Origin of the sequence: Streptomyces sp. NPDC096105 (assembly GCF_044763335.1) — a bacterium.
Classification (GTDB): Bacteria; Actinomycetota; Actinomycetes; order Streptomycetales; family Streptomycetaceae; genus Streptomyces.
Genome location: NZ_JBIWGC010000003.1, coordinates 141,154 through 155,749 on the forward strand (window position 1 = coordinate 141,154; position 14,596 = coordinate 155,749).

General features: G+C 72.3%; 18 protein-coding genes and 1 pseudogene. 9 read left to right on the forward strand and 10 right to left on the reverse strand.

All coding sequences use genetic code 11. From position 1 onward, the window contains the following. Positions 1-23 precede the first annotated feature (23 nt). Both ACIQ8B_RS06120 and ACIQ8B_RS06125 read left to right on the forward strand, forming a co-directional pair. Entirely contained in the window at positions 24-962 is a 939-nt protein-coding gene (locus tag ACIQ8B_RS06120; RefSeq protein WP_403545638.1) for an amino acid ABC transporter permease, read from the forward strand. Positions 963-979: 17 nt separating this feature from the next. Beyond that, positions 980-1,732: an amino acid ABC transporter ATP-binding protein gene (locus ACIQ8B_RS06125; RefSeq protein WP_106416244.1), complete on the forward strand. Its 753-nt coding sequence runs from the start codon at positions 980-982 to the stop codon at positions 1,730-1,732. A 97-nt stretch (positions 1,733-1,829) separates the two neighbouring features. Here ACIQ8B_RS06125 and ACIQ8B_RS06130 read toward each other — a convergent pair whose 3' ends face one another. After that, entirely contained in the window at positions 1,830-2,600 is a 771-nt protein-coding gene (locus tag ACIQ8B_RS06130) for a trans-aconitate 2-methyltransferase (RefSeq protein ID WP_290005956.1), read from the reverse strand. 99 nt (positions 2,601-2,699) lie between these two features. On the opposite strand from ACIQ8B_RS06130, the gene ACIQ8B_RS06135 reads away from it, so the two are divergent. Next, positions 2,700-3,350 (forward strand): CGNR zinc finger domain-containing protein, encoded by a 651-nt coding sequence (locus ACIQ8B_RS06135; RefSeq protein ID WP_290005954.1) that lies wholly within the window; start codon positions 2,700-2,702, stop codon positions 3,348-3,350. Here the strand turns inward: ACIQ8B_RS06135 and sodX are convergent. Beyond that, positions 3,233-3,667, reverse strand: a complete 435-nt coding sequence (gene sodX, locus ACIQ8B_RS06140; RefSeq protein WP_133169061.1) for a nickel-type superoxide dismutase maturation protease — start codon at positions 3,665-3,667, stop codon at positions 3,233-3,235. The genes ACIQ8B_RS06135 and sodX overlap by 118 nt on opposite strands. Before the next feature lie 145 nt (positions 3,668-3,812). Here sodX and sodN point away from each other — a divergent pair, with 145 nt between their 5' ends. The 4 genes and pseudogenes from sodN to ACIQ8B_RS06160 all read left to right on the forward strand — a co-directional run bounded on the left by sodN (position 3,813) and on the right by ACIQ8B_RS06160 (position 6,242). After that, positions 3,813-4,208 carry a superoxide dismutase, Ni gene (gene sodN / locus ACIQ8B_RS06145; RefSeq protein WP_006136256.1) on the forward strand — a complete coding sequence of 132 codons (396 nt, stop codon included), beginning with the start codon at positions 3,813-3,815 and terminating at the stop codon, positions 4,206-4,208. A 401-nt stretch (positions 4,209-4,609) separates the two neighbouring features. Next, positions 4,610-4,891 (forward strand): metal-sensitive transcriptional regulator, encoded by a 282-nt coding sequence (locus ACIQ8B_RS06150; protein ID WP_403545641.1) that lies wholly within the window; start codon positions 4,610-4,612, stop codon positions 4,889-4,891. Positions 4,892-5,448: 557 nt separating this feature from the next. Next, a pseudogene (locus ACIQ8B_RS06155) lies at positions 5,449-5,934 on the forward strand (hypothetical protein); the annotation flags it as partial. A gap of 116 nt (positions 5,935-6,050) precedes the next feature. Next, positions 6,051-6,242 carry a hypothetical protein gene (locus ACIQ8B_RS06160; RefSeq protein WP_403545643.1) on the forward strand — a complete coding sequence of 64 codons (192 nt, stop codon included), beginning with the start codon at positions 6,051-6,053 and terminating at the stop codon, positions 6,240-6,242. Between the two features lie 75 nt (positions 6,243-6,317). On the opposite strand, the gene ACIQ8B_RS06165 is transcribed toward ACIQ8B_RS06160, so the two are convergent. From ACIQ8B_RS06165 to ACIQ8B_RS06180, 4 genes are all read right to left on the reverse strand, one after another. After that, a complete protein-coding gene (locus ACIQ8B_RS06165; protein WP_403545645.1) occupies positions 6,318-6,893 on the reverse strand; it encodes a rhodanese-like domain-containing protein in 576 nt (191 codons plus the stop codon). 149 nt (positions 6,894-7,042) lie between these two features. Next, the gene (locus ACIQ8B_RS06170) at positions 7,043-7,792 is read right to left on the reverse strand and encodes a sulfite exporter TauE/SafE family protein (RefSeq protein WP_403545647.1); all 750 of its coding nucleotides are present in this window, start codon (positions 7,790-7,792) and stop codon (positions 7,043-7,045) included. Further along, the gene (locus tag ACIQ8B_RS06175; protein ID WP_403545649.1) at positions 7,789-8,154 is read right to left on the reverse strand and encodes a rhodanese-like domain-containing protein; all 366 of its coding nucleotides are present in this window, start codon (positions 8,152-8,154) and stop codon (positions 7,789-7,791) included. Before ACIQ8B_RS06175 ends, ACIQ8B_RS06170 begins: the two co-directional genes overlap by 4 nt. 35 nt (positions 8,155-8,189) lie before the next feature. After that, entirely contained in the window at positions 8,190-9,554 is a 1,365-nt protein-coding gene (locus ACIQ8B_RS06180; RefSeq protein ID WP_403545651.1) for a rhodanese-like domain-containing protein, read from the reverse strand. Positions 9,555-9,799: 245 nt separating this feature from the next. On the opposite strand from ACIQ8B_RS06180, the gene ACIQ8B_RS06185 reads away from it, so the two are divergent. Together ACIQ8B_RS06185 and ACIQ8B_RS06190 are read left to right on the forward strand one after the other, a co-directional pair. Further along, a complete protein-coding gene (locus ACIQ8B_RS06185; RefSeq protein ID WP_106412502.1) occupies positions 9,800-10,222 on the forward strand; it encodes a helix-turn-helix domain-containing protein in 423 nt (140 codons plus the stop codon). A 37-nt stretch (positions 10,223-10,259) separates the two neighbouring features. Further along, positions 10,260-10,685 (forward strand): VOC family protein, encoded by a 426-nt coding sequence (locus ACIQ8B_RS06190; protein ID WP_290005936.1) that lies wholly within the window; start codon positions 10,260-10,262, stop codon positions 10,683-10,685. A gap of 23 nt (positions 10,686-10,708) precedes the next feature. On the opposite strand, the gene ACIQ8B_RS06195 is transcribed toward ACIQ8B_RS06190, so the two are convergent. The 4 genes from ACIQ8B_RS06195 to ACIQ8B_RS06210 form a co-directional block, all read right to left on the reverse strand. Continuing rightward, the gene (locus ACIQ8B_RS06195) at positions 10,709-11,293 is read right to left on the reverse strand and encodes a dihydrofolate reductase family protein (protein WP_403545654.1); all 585 of its coding nucleotides are present in this window, start codon (positions 11,291-11,293) and stop codon (positions 10,709-10,711) included. Then, positions 11,281-11,895 carry a hypothetical protein gene (locus ACIQ8B_RS06200; RefSeq protein ID WP_403545656.1) on the reverse strand — a complete coding sequence of 205 codons (615 nt, stop codon included), beginning with the start codon at positions 11,893-11,895 and terminating at the stop codon, positions 11,281-11,283. Before ACIQ8B_RS06200 ends, ACIQ8B_RS06195 begins: the two co-directional genes overlap by 13 nt. 3 nt (positions 11,896-11,898) lie before the next feature. Next, positions 11,899-13,611 (reverse strand): cytochrome c oxidase subunit I, encoded by a 1,713-nt coding sequence (gene ctaD / locus ACIQ8B_RS06205; RefSeq protein ID WP_403545658.1) that lies wholly within the window; start codon positions 13,609-13,611, stop codon positions 11,899-11,901. A 123-nt stretch (positions 13,612-13,734) separates the two neighbouring features. Continuing rightward, complete coding sequence (locus ACIQ8B_RS06210) at positions 13,735-14,271, reverse strand: hypothetical protein (protein WP_403546023.1); 537 nt, start codon at positions 14,269-14,271, stop codon at positions 13,735-13,737. Positions 14,272-14,596 lie beyond the last annotated feature (325 nt).

Genomic DNA, 14,596 nt, shown 5'->3' on the forward strand with positions numbered 1-14,596 from the left:
ACTGGCTCTGAAAGGCTCCACCCGTGACTGTTGACGTCAGCAAGACCGACGGTCCCGGCGCGACGCCCCCCGCCGGAGCGGAGGCCATCAAGGCCATTCCGGTCCGGCACCCGGGGCGGTACGTGTCGGCGACCGTCGCCCTCGCCCTCCTCGGGGCGGTCGTGTACGCCTTCGCGCAAGGCGCCATCAACTGGCGGGCCATCCCCGAGTACTTCTTCGACGGCCGCATCCTCGACGGCGTATGGAACACCCTGCTGCTGACGGTGCTGTCGATGGTGATCGGCATCGCCGGCGGCATCCTGCTCGCCGTGATGCGCCTGTCGAAGAACCCAGTGACCTCGTCGATCGCCTGGTTCTACATCTGGTTCTTCCGCGGCACGCCGGTCCTGGTCCAGCTCTTCGTCTGGTTCAACCTCGGACTGGTATTCGAGTACATCAACCTGGGTCCCGTTTACAAGGACTACTGGTCGTCCTTCATGACGCCGTTGCTGACGGCGCTGCTCGGCCTGGGCCTCAACGAGGCCGCCTACATGGCCGAGATCTGCCGTGCCGGCCTGCTCTCGGTGGACGAGGGACAGACGGAGGCGGCCCATGCGCTGGGCATGAGCCACACCAAGACGCTTCGCCGGATCGTCGTTCCGCAGGCGATGCGGGTGATCGTGCCGCCCACGGGCAACGAAGTCATCAACATGCTGAAGACGACTTCGCTCGTCTCCGCGGTGCAGTTCGCCGAGCTGTTCCAGCAGGCGAAGGACATCGGCCAGAGCGCGGGGTCCCCGGTGGAGATGTACTTCCTCGCCGCGGCCTGGTACCTGATCATGACGTCGATCCTGAGCGTCGGCCAGTACTACGTGGAGCGCCACTACGCACGTGGCTCGTTGCGTACTCTGCCGCCCACTCCGTTGCAGCGCTTCAAGGCTGCCGTCCTGCCCACCCGCCGCGCCAAGGGAGTCACGGCATGACGCAGTCCTCCGCCGTCATGGTCAAAGCCGAGGGCGTTCACAAGAGGTTCGGCCAGGTCGAGGTCCTCAAGGGCATCGACCTGGAGGTGAGGACCGGCGAGGTGTTCTGCCTCATCGGCCCCTCCGGCTCGGGCAAGTCGACCTTCCTGCGGTGCATCAACCACCTGGAGAAGATCAACGCCGGCCGGCTCTACGTCGACGGCGAGCTGGTGGGCTACCGCCAGAAGGGCGACAAGCTCTACGAGCTGAAGGACAGCGAGGTCGCCCAGCAGCGCCGGGACATCGGCATGGTCTTCCAGCGCTTCAACCTGTTCCCGCACATGACGGCCGTCGAGAACATCATGGAGGCGCCGGTCCAGGTCAAGGGCGTCAACAGGACCCAGGCCCGGCAGCGCGCGCTCGAGCTGCTGGACCGCGTGGGTCTCGCCGACAAGGCCGGGAACTACCCCTCCCAGCTCTCCGGCGGCCAGCAGCAGCGGGTGGCGATCGCGCGTGCGCTCGCCATGGACCCCAAGCTGATGCTGTTCGACGAGCCGACCTCGGCGCTCGACCCGGAGCTGGTCGGTGACGTCCTCGACGTCATGCGCGACCTGGCCGAGTCGGGCATGACGATGATCGTCGTCACGCACGAGATGGGCTTCGCCCGCGAGGTGGGCGACAGTCTGGTGTTCATGGACGGCGGTGTGGTGGTCGAGTCCGGCCACCCGCGTGACGTGCTGACCGATCCGCAGCACGAGCGCACCAAGTCGTTCCTGTCCAAGGTCCTCTGACCTCGGACAGGAACGCACGCGGAACCTCGGACCCGCACGCGCGCGGAAGGGGGCGGTACGGATGTCCGTACCGCCCCCTTCCCCTGCCCCGGGCGCGCTACTTCAGGGCCAGCAGCAAGGTGTCCGACGGTGAGCACCACACCGGGCGCGCCTCCGCGAAGCCCGCCTCGCGCAGCACGCGCGCGTGCCACGCCGGGGACGGCATGTCGCCCTCGGCGTGCTCCCCGTAGATCTCGAAGCGGCGGGCGGTGGGGCCGGCGAGGACGGGGTCCTTCGCGGCGAGCTGCCACCACTCGGCCCAGTCGAGGGCGCCCTGCTCCCTGGCCCGGTCCATGCGGGCGTGGCGCTGGGCGCGCTCGGCCGCGTTGATCCGGGGCGTGGTCTCGTCGATCATGTGGTCGGCGTTCATGAAGACGCCGCCGTCGCGGACCAGGCCCGCGAGGTGCCCGTAGAGGTCGGCGAGGGGTTCCCGGTGCAGCCAGTGCAGGGCCGTCGCGGTCAGCACGGCGTCGTAGGAGTCGTGCGGGAGCTGGGTCGCCCAGTCGGGGTCCTTGAGGTCGGCGGTGACGAAGGTGACCCGCTCGTCGCCCGCGAAGGTGCCCTCGGCGATGGCGAGCAGCGCCGGGTCCAGGTCGACGCCGGTGCTGGTGGCGTCCGGGAAGCGGGCGAGCAGGCGGGCGGTGATGCTGCCGGTGCCGCAGGCCAGGTCCAGGACGCGCGGGGCGGTGCCGACGAGCGCCTCGACCATGTCGAGCATGACCCGGAAGCGTTCCTCCCGGTCGGGCATGTACCACTCCTGCTGCCGGTCCCAGCTCTCCTGCCAGGCCTGCCAGTCCGTACCGGCCGTGGTGGTGTGCGAGTCCGTCATGGGCCCTCCCTCGCGGTGCGCTCCGTAATACCCTGGACGCACGATCGTCTGTTACCCGACCGCACGCACGACTTTAGAGCCCCTGCGTAAGGACTACAAGTGGAACTGGCCTATTACTCGGACTACGCCGTACGTCTCGTGAACACCGAGGAGCCGGGCCGGGGCACGGACACGCTCACCTCGGTCGAGGCCGTGCGCGACCTGTTCGGCGGCAACGGGTCGGCCGCCCGGCGGGCCACCGAGGCGGACGTGACGCGGTTCCGCTCGGTCCGGGCCAGGCTCCGGTCGGTCTTCGAGGCGGCCGACGGCGGCGACGAGACCCTCGCCGTGGACCTGCTGAACTCGCTGCTGCTGGAGTTCCCGGTGAGCCCGCAGATCTCCGGCCACGACTTCCGCGACGACGACGGCAGCCCGCTGTGGCACATGCACCTGGCCGACCATCCGTCCAACGCGACCGCGGGCTACGCCGCGATCGCCGCGATGGGCCTGGCCTTCCACCTCACCGAGTACGGCGTCGACCGCCTCGGTCTCTGCGAGGCCGCGCCCTGCCGCAACGCCTACCTGGACACCTCCACCAACCGCTCCCGGCGCTACTGCTCGGACCGCTGCGCCACCCGCGCCAACGTGGCCGCCTACCGGGCCCGCAAACGCCTGGAGGCGGACCGGCCGGAGAGCACCGGCCGGACCGACGTCAGCGCCCGGACCAGCAGCGACAGCGGCGACCGCCGGCCCGCGGAGCGCGGCCGGTAGCGGAAGCGGACCCGGCCCAGCACCAACTCGTCGGGGACGACGCCGTAGTCGGTGCTGTCGCCGCCCGCGTACGCGTTGTCCCCGAGCACCCACCAGCCGCCGTCGCGCCGCTCGGCCGCCCGCTTGACGACCAGCAGGTCCTGCTGGAACGGATGGCGCAGCACGATCACGTCGCCGCGTCTCACCCGCGCCCCGTAGTGGACCAGGAGCCGGTCCCCGTGGTGCAGCGTCGGCACCATCGACGGTCCGGTCACCTCGGCCACCCCGAAGGGCAGCGGCGCCCTCACCCGCTCGGCGTCCTGCGACAGCTCCGGCATCTCCCGACACCTCCCCGGTTCTTCCCCCACCAGTCTCAGTCTGACCCCGGACTTTTGTCCTAAGCCCACGGGGGCACCCGCGAAAACCGGTCCGCCACGGAGTAATGTCCCCTGTGAGAAGACGATCACGAGGAAGGAACGCTTCATGCTTTCCCGCCTGTTTGCCCCCAGGGTCAAGGTCAGCGCGCACTGCGACCTGCCCTGCGGTGTGTACGACCCGGCCCAGGCCCGCATCGAGGCGGAGTCGGTCAAGGCCGTCCAGGAGAAGATGGCCGGCAACGACGACCCGCACTTCCAGGCCCGTGCCACGGTCATCAAGGAGCAGCGCGCCGAGCTGGCGAAGCACCACGTCTCCGTGCTGTGGAGCGACTACTTCAAGCCCCCGCACTTCGAGAAGTACCCGGAGCTGCACCAGCTGGTCAACGACACCCTGAAGGCCCTCTCGGCCGCCAAGGCGTCGACCGACCCGGCCACCGGCCAGAAGGCGCTGGACTACATCGCCCAGATCGACAAGATCTTCTGGGAGACCAAGAAGGCCTGATCGTCACCTGGGCCCTCTGACCCGCGCTTTCGCGGGTCGCACCGCCCCACTGTCCGCACCCGGTCCGCAGAACGCCGAGCACGGCGTCCATGACGGCCCGGGTGCGGTCGTCTTCTCCCGGCCGCGGGCGCGCGTGGATCCGCCGCGCGATGACGGCCGGGGCGCGCCCGGGGCCCCGCGGGACCCGTGCTCCGACGGCCGGAGGGACGCGCCCCGCGGTCCGCGCCGAGCCCTTCCAGGGGGTGGGCGTCCGTCTTCGCGGAGGCGTCCGGAGACGCGTGCGGAACGGATGCCGGCCCGGACGACGGCGATCCGGCGGCTGAGCCCCCGGGCACTTTTTCGCCCATTCGAGTCAGTACTTCGCTAGGATACCCAAGGGGGTATTCCGAAGGAGCGTGGGCGTGGAACTGGCGATGGCGGCTGAGGAACTGAAGACGGTGGTCAACCGGCTGCGCCGGGCGCAGGGCCAGATCGCCGGCGTGATCAAGATGATCGAGGAGGGGCGGGACTGCGAGGAGGTGGTGACCCAGCTCGCGGCGGCGTCCCGGGCCCTGGACAAGGCGGGTTTCGCGATCATCGCCACCGGTCTGCAGCACTGCCTGACCGACGAGGACATGGCCGCCTCCGGCGACCGGGAGCAGATGCGCGCCCGGTTGGAGAAGCTGTTCCTCTCGCTGGCCTGAGCCGTGACACCCGGTTCCCCGTCCCGCCGGCCGGTGGCCGCGGGAGGGTGAGGAAGCCCCTCCCGGGCCGGGGACGGGGAACAGAAGGGCGTGCCCCAGGGTGGCCGTATCTCCGAGCGGCTCAGGAACGGCGATGAAGCGGGCAGCGGCGCACGGACCGGCCATGGCCGGCTCCCCGTGGTGCGCTGGCCCTGCTCGTGGCGGCGCTGCTGCGCGTCGTCGGGCACGCGGAGCGTGGCGGGCCCCGGGCGCGCACCCGTCCGTCCCGCAGCAGGCGCGGGCGGCCACCGTCTCCGAGGGGTCCGACGCACCGGCGGCGCCCTGCGGCAAGAAGATGATCGTCGATCACAGCACGCAGCGGGCGGAGACCCCGCCGCCGACGGCTTCGTGCCCCGGTCCCGCGGCCCCTCACGCCCCCGCGACGCCCCGGTCACAGCACTCCAGAACGCTGTCGGGCGGCCCGGCTCCGCCGCCGCCGACGACCCTTCACTCCGTTCTGCGGATCTGGACCGGCCTGTCGGCCGTGTCCCTGAATCCCTGAAACGGAGCCTTTCAGCATGCCTTCCTCCCCGCACTCGTGGAGTCGGGCGGGTGCCGCGCTGCGCGCGTGGCGCACCCGGCAGTGGACCGTGGCGGGCCTCGGCGCCCTGGCCGCAGCGGTCCTGGTCGGCACACCCAGCGACGTGGTGCCCAATCCGCTGTTCGACCGGTCGGTCCCCGTGCAGTGGTGGAACTACCCGGCCCTCGCCGTCACGGCCGTACTGGCCGGCATCGTCCTGAGCACCTATGTGCGCCGGCCCTCCGCCCCTCCCGAGCCCGAGCCCCATGACGGCGGCCGTCTGGGAGCGGCCGGCGGAGTGCTGTCCTTCTTCGCCGTCGGCTGCCCGGTCTGCAACAAGCTCGTCCTTCTCCTCCTCGGAGCGTCCGGAGCCCTGAGCTACTGGGCTCCCCTGCAGCCGCTGCCGGCTGTCGTGCCGGCGGGGCTGCCGGCGGAAGCCGCGCTGCGCCGCCTGTCCTCGCAGACCGCGTGCCCGGTCATGGCGTTCCGGGCGGGCCCGGTGGCCCTGCACAGCACTTCACTTCGGCCGTCGGCGGCGTGCTGTTCATCGCGCTCAGTGCGGCTTTCCCGGCCTTCGACGGCACGTCCGCGCTGCCGTCGGTGTTGAGCACCGGCGCCGAGTTCGCCCTGGAAGAGCGGTGGTCCGGCCTCGGCGCGGGGGTGTCGGACCGGCTGGTGCTGCTGGTCCTGGCCGCGGTGGCGGCGCCGGCCGCGCCGCTGGTGCTGCTCCGGCCGGTGAGGAGGCGCGATCCGCAGCCGTCGCCGGACGAGGAGACGTCCGCGCACGGGTGACGGCCTTGTGGCCGCGTGCCCTGGCACCCGAGAGGGGGGAGGGATCCGGATCCCTCCCCGCTTCTCTCGCGTGGCTCAGCGGCTGCGCAGTGCGGCCAGCGTGTCGCCGAGCTCGGCGGCGCGGGGGCGGTTGTGGGGCAGCTTGGCGAGCAGGGCGGCCATGCCGCAGGTGTTGGTCAGGGCGGAGAAGACCAGGCCACCCGCGATGCCGGCGGAGAGGAGCTGGAAGGCGGGGTGGACGACGTACCCGAGCAGCAGGCCGAGCAGCACGATCACTCCCGCGGTGAGCCGCACCTGCCGTTCCATGCCCCAGGTGGCACGCGGGGCGCCCTGGGGCCGGTGGAGTTCGTGGCCGTCGGCCGCCCACGCGCCGGTGCCTCCCGCCAGGGTGGCGGCGGTGACGCCGTTCTGCGCAAGGATCCGGCAGGCGTTCTCGGAGCGGGCGCCCGAGGCGCAGACGACCAGGAGGTCACCGCGGTCGGCGGCGTGCCGGAGGTCGGGCAGCGCGCGCCGGATCTGGTCGAGGGGGACGTTGAGCGCGCCGGGGAGGTGGCCGCCGGCGTATTCGCCCGGGGTGCGCACGTCGATGACGGTCAGCTCGTGCAGGCGGGTGCGCGCCTCGTCGGTGGCGAGGGCCGTGGGTGTGGTCATGGCAGAGGTCATCCTTGCGTGTCGGAGTGGGGTGGGGCTCGGCCCGACGGGAGCCGGGCCGAGGACGGTCCCGGGACGCGCGGCCGTCCGCAGCGGCGTTCCCGGCCCGTGTCCTGAGCCGCCGGCGGCTCCGGTGCCGGCTCTGGTGGCTAGGCGGTCACGTCGACGAGCATGAAGGCCGCCACCGCCAGCAGGACCCCGGCGAAGACCTTCTGGAGGGTGGTGCCGGAGATCTTCGCCGCGAGCCGTTTGCCGTCCCAGGCGCCGAGGATCGCGGCTCCGGTGAAGGGCCCGACGAGTTCCCAGTGCGGTGCTCCGCCGGCGTCGGCGCCGGTGCGAGCGGCGAGCGCGGCGAGCGCGTTCACCGTGACGACGAGCAGGCTGGTGCCCACCGCCCGCCGCATGGTCAGTCCCAGGACGCTCACCAGGGCGGGCACGGCGAGGAACCCCCCGCCGACCCCCAGGAAGCCCGTCACGGCTCCCAGGCCGGCGCCGGCGCCGGCCGCCCTGCCGGGACGGATGCGGTCCGGCGGCGCGGACGCCGGCGGACGCAGCATGCGCAGGGCGGCCAGCGCGGCGACGACGGCGAACGCCGCCGTGAGCGCCGATTCGGGCAGGCGTCCGGCGACAGCGCCGGCGAGGAAGGCGGGGGCGATGCCCGCCGCGGCGAACAGCGCTCCCGTCCTCCACGCCACGTTCCCGTCGCGGGTGTGCGCGTACAGGGCGGTGACGGAGGTGGCGGTGACGATGATCAGGCTGGCGGTGGCGGCGGCGTCGGGGGTGAAGCCGAGCAGGTAGATCAGCACCGGTACGGCGAGCACGCTGCCACCGCCGCCGAGGGATCCGAGCGCGAGACCGACGACGGCGCCGGCGACGAGGGCGAGAACGAGGACGGTCACGTGATCCGGCCGTTGTTCCCGCGCTCGTCGACGACCGGGTGCCCGGCGGCGGTCCAGGCCTTCATACCGCCCTCGACGTCCACCGCCCGCGCTCCCCGCCCGGCGAGGAGCTTCGCCGCCTGCCGGGAACGGTGGCCGCTGCGGCAGATCACCACCAGCGGACGTCCCCGCGCCTCGGCGGGCAGGGGGGCGCCGGCGACCAGCTTCGTCAGCGGTACGTGGACGGCGCCCGGCGCGTGGCCCGCGGCCCACTCGGGTTTCTCCCGGACGTCCAGCAGGACCGCCTCGGGCCGGTCGCCGCCGGTACGGCTGCGTGCCTCGTCGGCCGTGACACGGGGCTCGCGTCGGCGAAAGAGGGACATCACACGCTTCCTTCCTCGTGGGGGACGGTCGCCGGTCAGCCGGAGGTCAGGGCCAGCCCGGCGTCCGCCGCGGCGTCGAGGCCGTCGTCGACGGCGACCACGTCACGGCCGGCGGCATCCAGCAGGGAGGCGGCGATCGCCGCGCGCATCCCGCCGGCGCAGTGCACCCACACCGTCCCGTCCGGTACCTCGCCGATGCGGCCGTGCAGCTCGTGGACCGGGATGTGGACCGAGCCCTCGATGTGGCCGCCGGCGCGCTCGGAGTCCCGGCGCACGTCCAGGACGACCACCTTGTCGCCTCGCCGGCGGACACCGGCGAGGTCGGCGAAGCGGGCGCGGGGGTAGGAGGCGAGCCGCTCACCCCCGCGGACCCAGCCGGCCGGGTCGCCGGTGGCGGCGGCGGCCGGGTGGTCGATGCCCACGCGTGTCAGCTCCCGCTGCGCGGCGGTGACCTGCTCCGAGGTGTCGGCGAGCAGGGTGACGGGCTTGCCCCAGGGGATCAGCCAGGCCAGGTAGGTGGCGAGCTTGCCCTCGCCCTCGAAGTTGAACGACCCGGCCACGTGCCCCTCGGCGAAGGCCACCCGGCTGCGCAGGTCCACCACCCACTCACCGGCGGCCAGCCGGGCGGCGATCTCCTCGGCGTCCGCCCGCCTCGGCGGGGTGAGGTCGACCGGAGCCGGTCCCGCGGCGTTGACCGGGCCCGTGTGCGCGTAGTAGGCGGGCACGTCGTCCAGCCCGGCGAGCAGCCGGGTGACGAAGGTGTCCACGTCCAGGGTCAGCGCGTCGTTGGTCGTGCGCTCCGCGCCGATCGTGGTCGTCTCCCCCTCGGCCTGGGAGGAGGAGCAGAAGCTGCCGAACCCGTGGGTGGGCAGCACCGGCACCTCGTCGTCCAGCTCGGCGGCGAGCCGGTGGGCGGAGGCGTGCTGGGCCCGGGCCAGCTGCTCGGTCAGCCGCGGCTCGACCAGGTCCGGCCGGCCGACGGTGCCGATGAGCAGGGACCCGCCGGTGAACGCCGCCACACCGCGGCCGTCCTCGGTGAGGGCGTAGGAGGTGTGGTGCGGGGTGTGCCCGGGGGTGGCGATCGCGCGCAGCGCCAGTCCCTCGTCCACCGGCACGGTGTCGCCGTCGGCGACCGGGGTACGGGCGAAGGACACGTGCGCCCCGGCCGGCACCAGGTACCGGGCTCCGGTGACGCGTGCCAGCTCCGGACCGCCGGTGACGTAGTCGTTGTGCAGGTGGGTCTCCGCCACGTACGCGATGCGCACCCCGCGCCTGGCGGCGGCGGCGATCACCTGGTCGATGTCGCGCGGCGGATCGATGACCACCGCGGCGGCGGACCCGCCGGCCAGGTAGCTGCGGTTGCCCAGGCCCTCGAACTCCAGAGTGTCGACGAAGAACACGGCTACGGCTCCTCCACAGGAAGCGGTGTACCCCGGGGGGTATTGACTGCCCACCTTAACAGCATTACCCCGGGGGGTATTCCACGAGGCAGGGAGGGGCCGCCCCGGCCCCACCGTCCGGCGGCCGGCAGCCGGTGCGCCATCACAGGTCGTGGACTTTTCCGCCGGGATCCCCTCGCCGTCCGCGGCGGTCCCCCTTCGCCGTTTCCCGGCGCCGCCCGCACGGGCCGTGGGATGCTGGGCGCATGGAGCTGGAGGACCTGGTCCGGCTACGGCGGGCCCGGGACCGGATGGACCGGGAGTACGCCGAGCCGCTCGACGTCCCCGAGCTGGCGCGGACGGCGCTGATGTCGCCCGGGCACTTCCAGCGCAGCTTCCGGGCCGCGTACGGGCAGACGCCGTACGCCTATCTCATGACGCGACGGATCGAGCGGGCCAAGGCGCTGCTGCGCAGGGGCGACCTCTCGGTGACCGAGGTGTGCCTGGCGGTCGGCTGCACCTCGCTCGGGTCGTTCAGCTCGCGGTTCACCGAGCTGGTCGGGGAGACGCCGAGCGCCTATCGCGCCCGCTCGCACGAGGAGAGCGCGGTCATCCCGCCGTGCGTGGTGCGGACGTACACCCGCCCGGTCCGGGTGCGGCGGCGGGCCGATCCGAGCGGGAACTTCTAACAGGAACGTCAGGAACGGCAGGAACGGCAGGGACGGTATGGACAGGGCGACGGACGTGAGGCTCGCGCAGTGCTTCGTCGCGGTCGACGACCACGACAAGGCGCTGGCCTTCTACCGCGACGTGCTGGGCTTCGAGGTACGCAACGACGTGGAGTTCGAGGGGATGCGCTGGGTGACCGTCGCTCCCCCCGACCAGGACGTGGAGATCGTCCTGGAGCCGCCCGCCGCGAGCCCGGACGCCTCCCCCGCCGACAAGCAGGCCATGGCCGAACTGCTGGCCAAGGGCATGCTGCGCGGGGTCAACTTCACCACCACCGACTGCGACGCCCTCTTCGAGCGCGTGCGGGCCGCGGGCGCCGACGTGCTCCAGGAGCCGGTGGATCAGCCGTACGGGATGCGGGACTGCGCGTTCCGCGACCCGGCGGGGAACATGGTGCGCTTCCTGGAGCGCCCCGCGGACTGAACACCCGCCGGGCGCCCGCCCGTTCAGCGCTTCCTGCGGTACGTCCGCACCAGCGCGCCGTTGCCGAAGGCGCGTACGGACTCCAGCGTGAAGTGCGTGATCGAGAAGCCGGAGGCGAACATCGGCATGCCGGCCCCCTGCACGATGGGGTAGGTCTTGACGACCAGCTCGTCGATCTCGTCCATCAGCGCGCCGGCCAGCCCGGCCCCGCCGCACAGATAGATGCCGTACGCGCTGTCCTCCGCCTTCAGCGCGCGCACCCGGCCGGCCAGGTCGCCGGAGATGATCTCGACGTCGGGGTCGGGGGACTCCCCCAGCGTGCGGGAGGCGACGTACTGCCGCATGTGGGCGTAGGGGCTGGTGACGCCGTCCTTCAGGGCCACGTCGTAGCTGCGGCGGCCTTGGACGATCGTGTCGAACCGCTTGTTGGGCAGGTCGTCGATGCCGAGCGGGCGGCGGCCGGAGGTCGGCAGCGTCTCCGGGTACTCCGTCTTCAGGAAGTCGAGGAACTCCTCGTCCACGAGGGACACCATGGCCGACGCGTCGCCCTCCGGGTCCCCGATGAAGCCGTCGATGGAGCAGGCGATGAAGTAGGTCAGTCCTCGCACGACGGCCTCTTTCCCTCGGGCGGCGCTTCGTTCGTGACAACTCCAATTGCAGTACTCCGGTTGTAGTGGCGCAAGGAATTATCCGCGCCCCGGTGTGCCGTCGCGCGGTGCGCCGCACGGCCGTGCCGGACGGCGGTGACCAGCCCCGTCCCCACCACCAGCGCGGCCAGCGCCACGCTCGCGACCGGGACCAGCACGGCCGCCGTCACGGCGACCGGGAGGCCGACGGCCAGGGCGGCGACCGCCCCGCGCGGGACGGAGCCCGGCGGCAGCGGGCCGCCGGGGACCAGTCCGGCCCACAGCCGTGCCGTCTCCCGCCGCTCACCGGTGCGCCGCACCGCGGCCCGCACGCGCAGGGCGGCGGCGGCCGTGCCGCCCACCGCCGCCACCGCGCACGGCACCCACCGGACCGGCGCCACGAGCAGCGCCAGTCCGAGCGCCGCGACCGTGCCCCAGCCGGTCAGGCAGGCGAACGCCGCGGTCCGGCGGGAGGGCGGCCGGTCGGCGGGCCCGGCCCGCAGGTCGGCGAGGGCCGGCAGGTACCAGACGCAGCCGGCGCCGGTGACCAGCGCGCACCCGAGGGCGAGGACGGGCTGCGCCATCGCTCACCTCCCCGCTTCCAGTGCGGTGACCTCGGGGTGGTGCAGGTCGAACGCCGGGGACTCGCTGCGGATCTTCGGCAGGGAGACGAAGTTGTGGCGCGGGGGCGGGCAGGAGGTGGCCCACTCCAGCGAGCGGCTGAAGCCCCAGGGGTCGTCCACGCCGACCGGCTCGCCGTACTTGGCGGTCTTCCAGACGTTGTAGAAGAACGGCAGGACGGACAGGCCGAGCAGGAACGAGCCGATGGACGACAGGGTGTTGAGGGCGGTGAAGCCGTCAGCGGCCAGGTAGTCGGCGTACCGGCGGGGCATGCCCTCCACGCCCAGCCAGTGCTGGACCAGGAAGGTCATGTGGAAGCCGGCCGTCAGCGTCCAGAAGGTGATCTTGCCGAGGCGTTCGTCGAGCATCTTGCCGGTGAACTTCGGCCACCAGAAGTGGAATCCGGCGAACATCGCGTACACCACCGTGCCGAAGACGGTGTAGTGGAAGTGCGCGACGACGAAGTACGTGTCCGAGACGTGGAAGTCCAGCGGCGGCGAGGCCAGCAGAACACCTGTCAGGCCGCCGAAGAGGAACGTCACCAGGAATCCCAGCGTCCACAGCATCGGCGTCTCGAAGGAGAGGCTGCCCTTCCACATGGTGCCGATCCAGTTGAAGAACTTCACGCCGGTCGGCACCGCGATCAGCATCGTCATGAACGAGAAGAACGGCAGCAGCACAGCGCCCGTGACGTACATGTGGTGCGCCCACACGGTCACGGAGAGACCGCCGATGGCGATGGTCGCGCCGATCAGGCCCATGTACCCGAACATCGGCTTGCGGGAGAAGACCGGGATCACCTCGGAGACGATGCCGAAGAACGGCAGCGCCAGGATGTAGACCTCGGGATGCCCGAAGAACCAGAACAGGTGCTGCCACAGCAGCGCCCCGCCGTTGGCGGAGTCGAAGATGTGGCTGCCGAACTTCCGGTCACACTCCAGGGCGAACAGCGCCGCCGCCAGCACGGGGAAGACGATCAGCACGAGCAGCGCCGTGAGCAGCACGTTCCACGTGAAGATCGGCATGCGGAACATCGTCATGCCGGGCGCGCGCATGCAGATGACGGTGGTGATGAAGTTGACCGCGCCGAGGATCGAGCCGAAGCCGGAGAGGGCGACGCCCATGATCCAGAAGTCGGCGCCGATGCCCGGCGAGTAGATCTCGTTCGACAGCGGCGCGTACAGGAACCAGCCGAAGTCGGCGGCGCCGCCCGGGGTGAGGAATCCGGCCGCCGCGATCACGGAGCCGAACAGGAACAGCCAGAACGCCAGCATGTTCAGCCGTGGGAACGCCACATCGGGGGCGCCGATCTGCAGCGGCATGATCCAGTTGGCGAAGCCGGTGAACAGCGGCATGGCGAACATCAGCAGCATGATCGAGCCGTGCATCGTGAACGCCTGGTTGAACTGCTCGTTCGACATGATCTGCAGGCCCGGCCGGGCGAGTTCGGCGCGCATCACCAGCGCCATCACACCGCCGACCACGAAGAAGACGAACGCGCTGACCAGGTACAGCGTGCCGATCCTCTTGTGGTCGGTGGTCGTCAGCCAGTCCACCCAGGCGGCCCGGCGCATCGCGGCCGGCTGCGGGGCCGGCCGCGCGGGCGGGCCCGTCTCCGACGCCGGCCGGGGCCGCTCGTCCACGGCGGCCTCCACGTGTTGCGTGCGTATCTCGTCCACCGGACGTCTTCCTCCCCATGTGTGGTGCGCGCCCATGATCGATGGGGGCAGGACGGGTCCGCATGGGTCGAAAGGTCCCCGCGCGGGTACCGGGGCAGGGGCCGAAGGTCCCGTGTCGCCGCGTCAGAACGACGTGCGGGCACGGGATGTCCGGTCGCGGAGCGTCCGGTCCCGGGCGGCGCCCTCGGGCCACAGGACCTCCACCGGGATGCCGCGGGCACGGGCGAAGGTCACCAGATGGGCGGTCGCGTCACGGCCGTCGGAGGGGGAACCGTCCCAGACGGCCAGCAGGAGCGAACCGGCGGCGACGAGGCGCTCGTCCGCGACGACGCACGCGTCACGGTCCGTGGGGTCGTAGTCGAGCAGGCGCACCTGGTCGGCAAGGGTGAGCAGCTCACCCGTGGCCGGCCGGTCCTGCGGGGGCGGCAGCGCGGGGACGCCGATGGCGGTGGGGATCACCACGGCCAGCGGGCAACCCGAGGCGCGTGCGGCCCGGCCGGACGCCAGTGGGGTGCCCGCGCCGGCGCGGACCATGGCCGTCGCCCGCGCGGAGTGACGCGCCAGCCGGGTCCGCACGGCGGACTCCACCCACCGCAGCGAACCGTCGGTCAGATCGCGGTGCCCCACGACCGCGATGTCCCCGTGCGCCGCCGGCCCCATACGCACCCCGTTCCGCTCGTCCTTCGCCCGCGAGCCAGTGAAGCGGTGCCCACGAGGCGCCGTACAGGGCCGAACGTCCCTGTACGGCACGGGTCCGCCCCGCGGGGCGAGGGTGCTGCGGGCGGCCGGAGCGGAGGCGAGGAGCGCCGACGCGGTCCTGGACGGCCGGACGCGGGGCACGACGAGAGGCGCCGGGACATCAGACTCGGGGGCACGGCGAAGGGCGCCGGGACATCGGGACGCGGGGACACGGCGAAGGGCGCCGGGACATCGGCGACGGGCGGCCCGCGTGCGCGTCCGGTGGCGGATCAGCCTGCGGAGCCGG

Excerpts from the sequence above, each read along its gene's own strand:
- ACIQ8B_RS06125 (WP_106416244.1), top strand. The coding sequence starts at position 980 with ATGGTCAAAGCCGAGGGCGTTCACAAGAGGTTCGGCCAGGTCGAGGTC.
- ACIQ8B_RS06130 (WP_290005956.1), bottom strand. The coding sequence starts at position 2,600 with ATGACGGACTCGCACACCACCACGGCCGGTACGGACTGGCAGGCCTGG.
- sodX (WP_133169061.1), bottom strand. The coding sequence starts at position 3,667 with ATGCCGGAGCTGTCGCAGGACGCCGAGCGGGTGAGGGCGCCGCTGCCC.
- sodN (WP_006136256.1), top strand. The coding sequence starts at position 3,813 with ATGCTTTCCCGCCTGTTTGCCCCCAGGGTCAAGGTCAGCGCGCACTGC.
- ACIQ8B_RS06165 (WP_403545645.1), bottom strand. The coding sequence starts at position 6,893 with ATGACCACACCCACGGCCCTCGCCACCGACGAGGCGCGCACCCGCCTG.
- ACIQ8B_RS06175 (WP_403545649.1), bottom strand. The coding sequence starts at position 8,154 with ATGTCCCTCTTTCGCCGACGCGAGCCCCGTGTCACGGCCGACGAGGCA.
- ACIQ8B_RS06185 (WP_106412502.1), top strand. The coding sequence starts at position 9,800 with ATGGAGCTGGAGGACCTGGTCCGGCTACGGCGGGCCCGGGACCGGATG.
- ACIQ8B_RS06190 (WP_290005936.1), top strand. The coding sequence starts at position 10,260 with ATGGACAGGGCGACGGACGTGAGGCTCGCGCAGTGCTTCGTCGCGGTC.
- ACIQ8B_RS06200 (WP_403545656.1), bottom strand. The coding sequence starts at position 11,895 with ATGGCGCAGCCCGTCCTCGCCCTCGGGTGCGCGCTGGTCACCGGCGCC.
- ACIQ8B_RS06210 (WP_403546023.1), bottom strand. The coding sequence starts at position 14,271 with ATGGGGCCGGCGGCGCACGGGGACATCGCGGTCGTGGGGCACCGCGAT.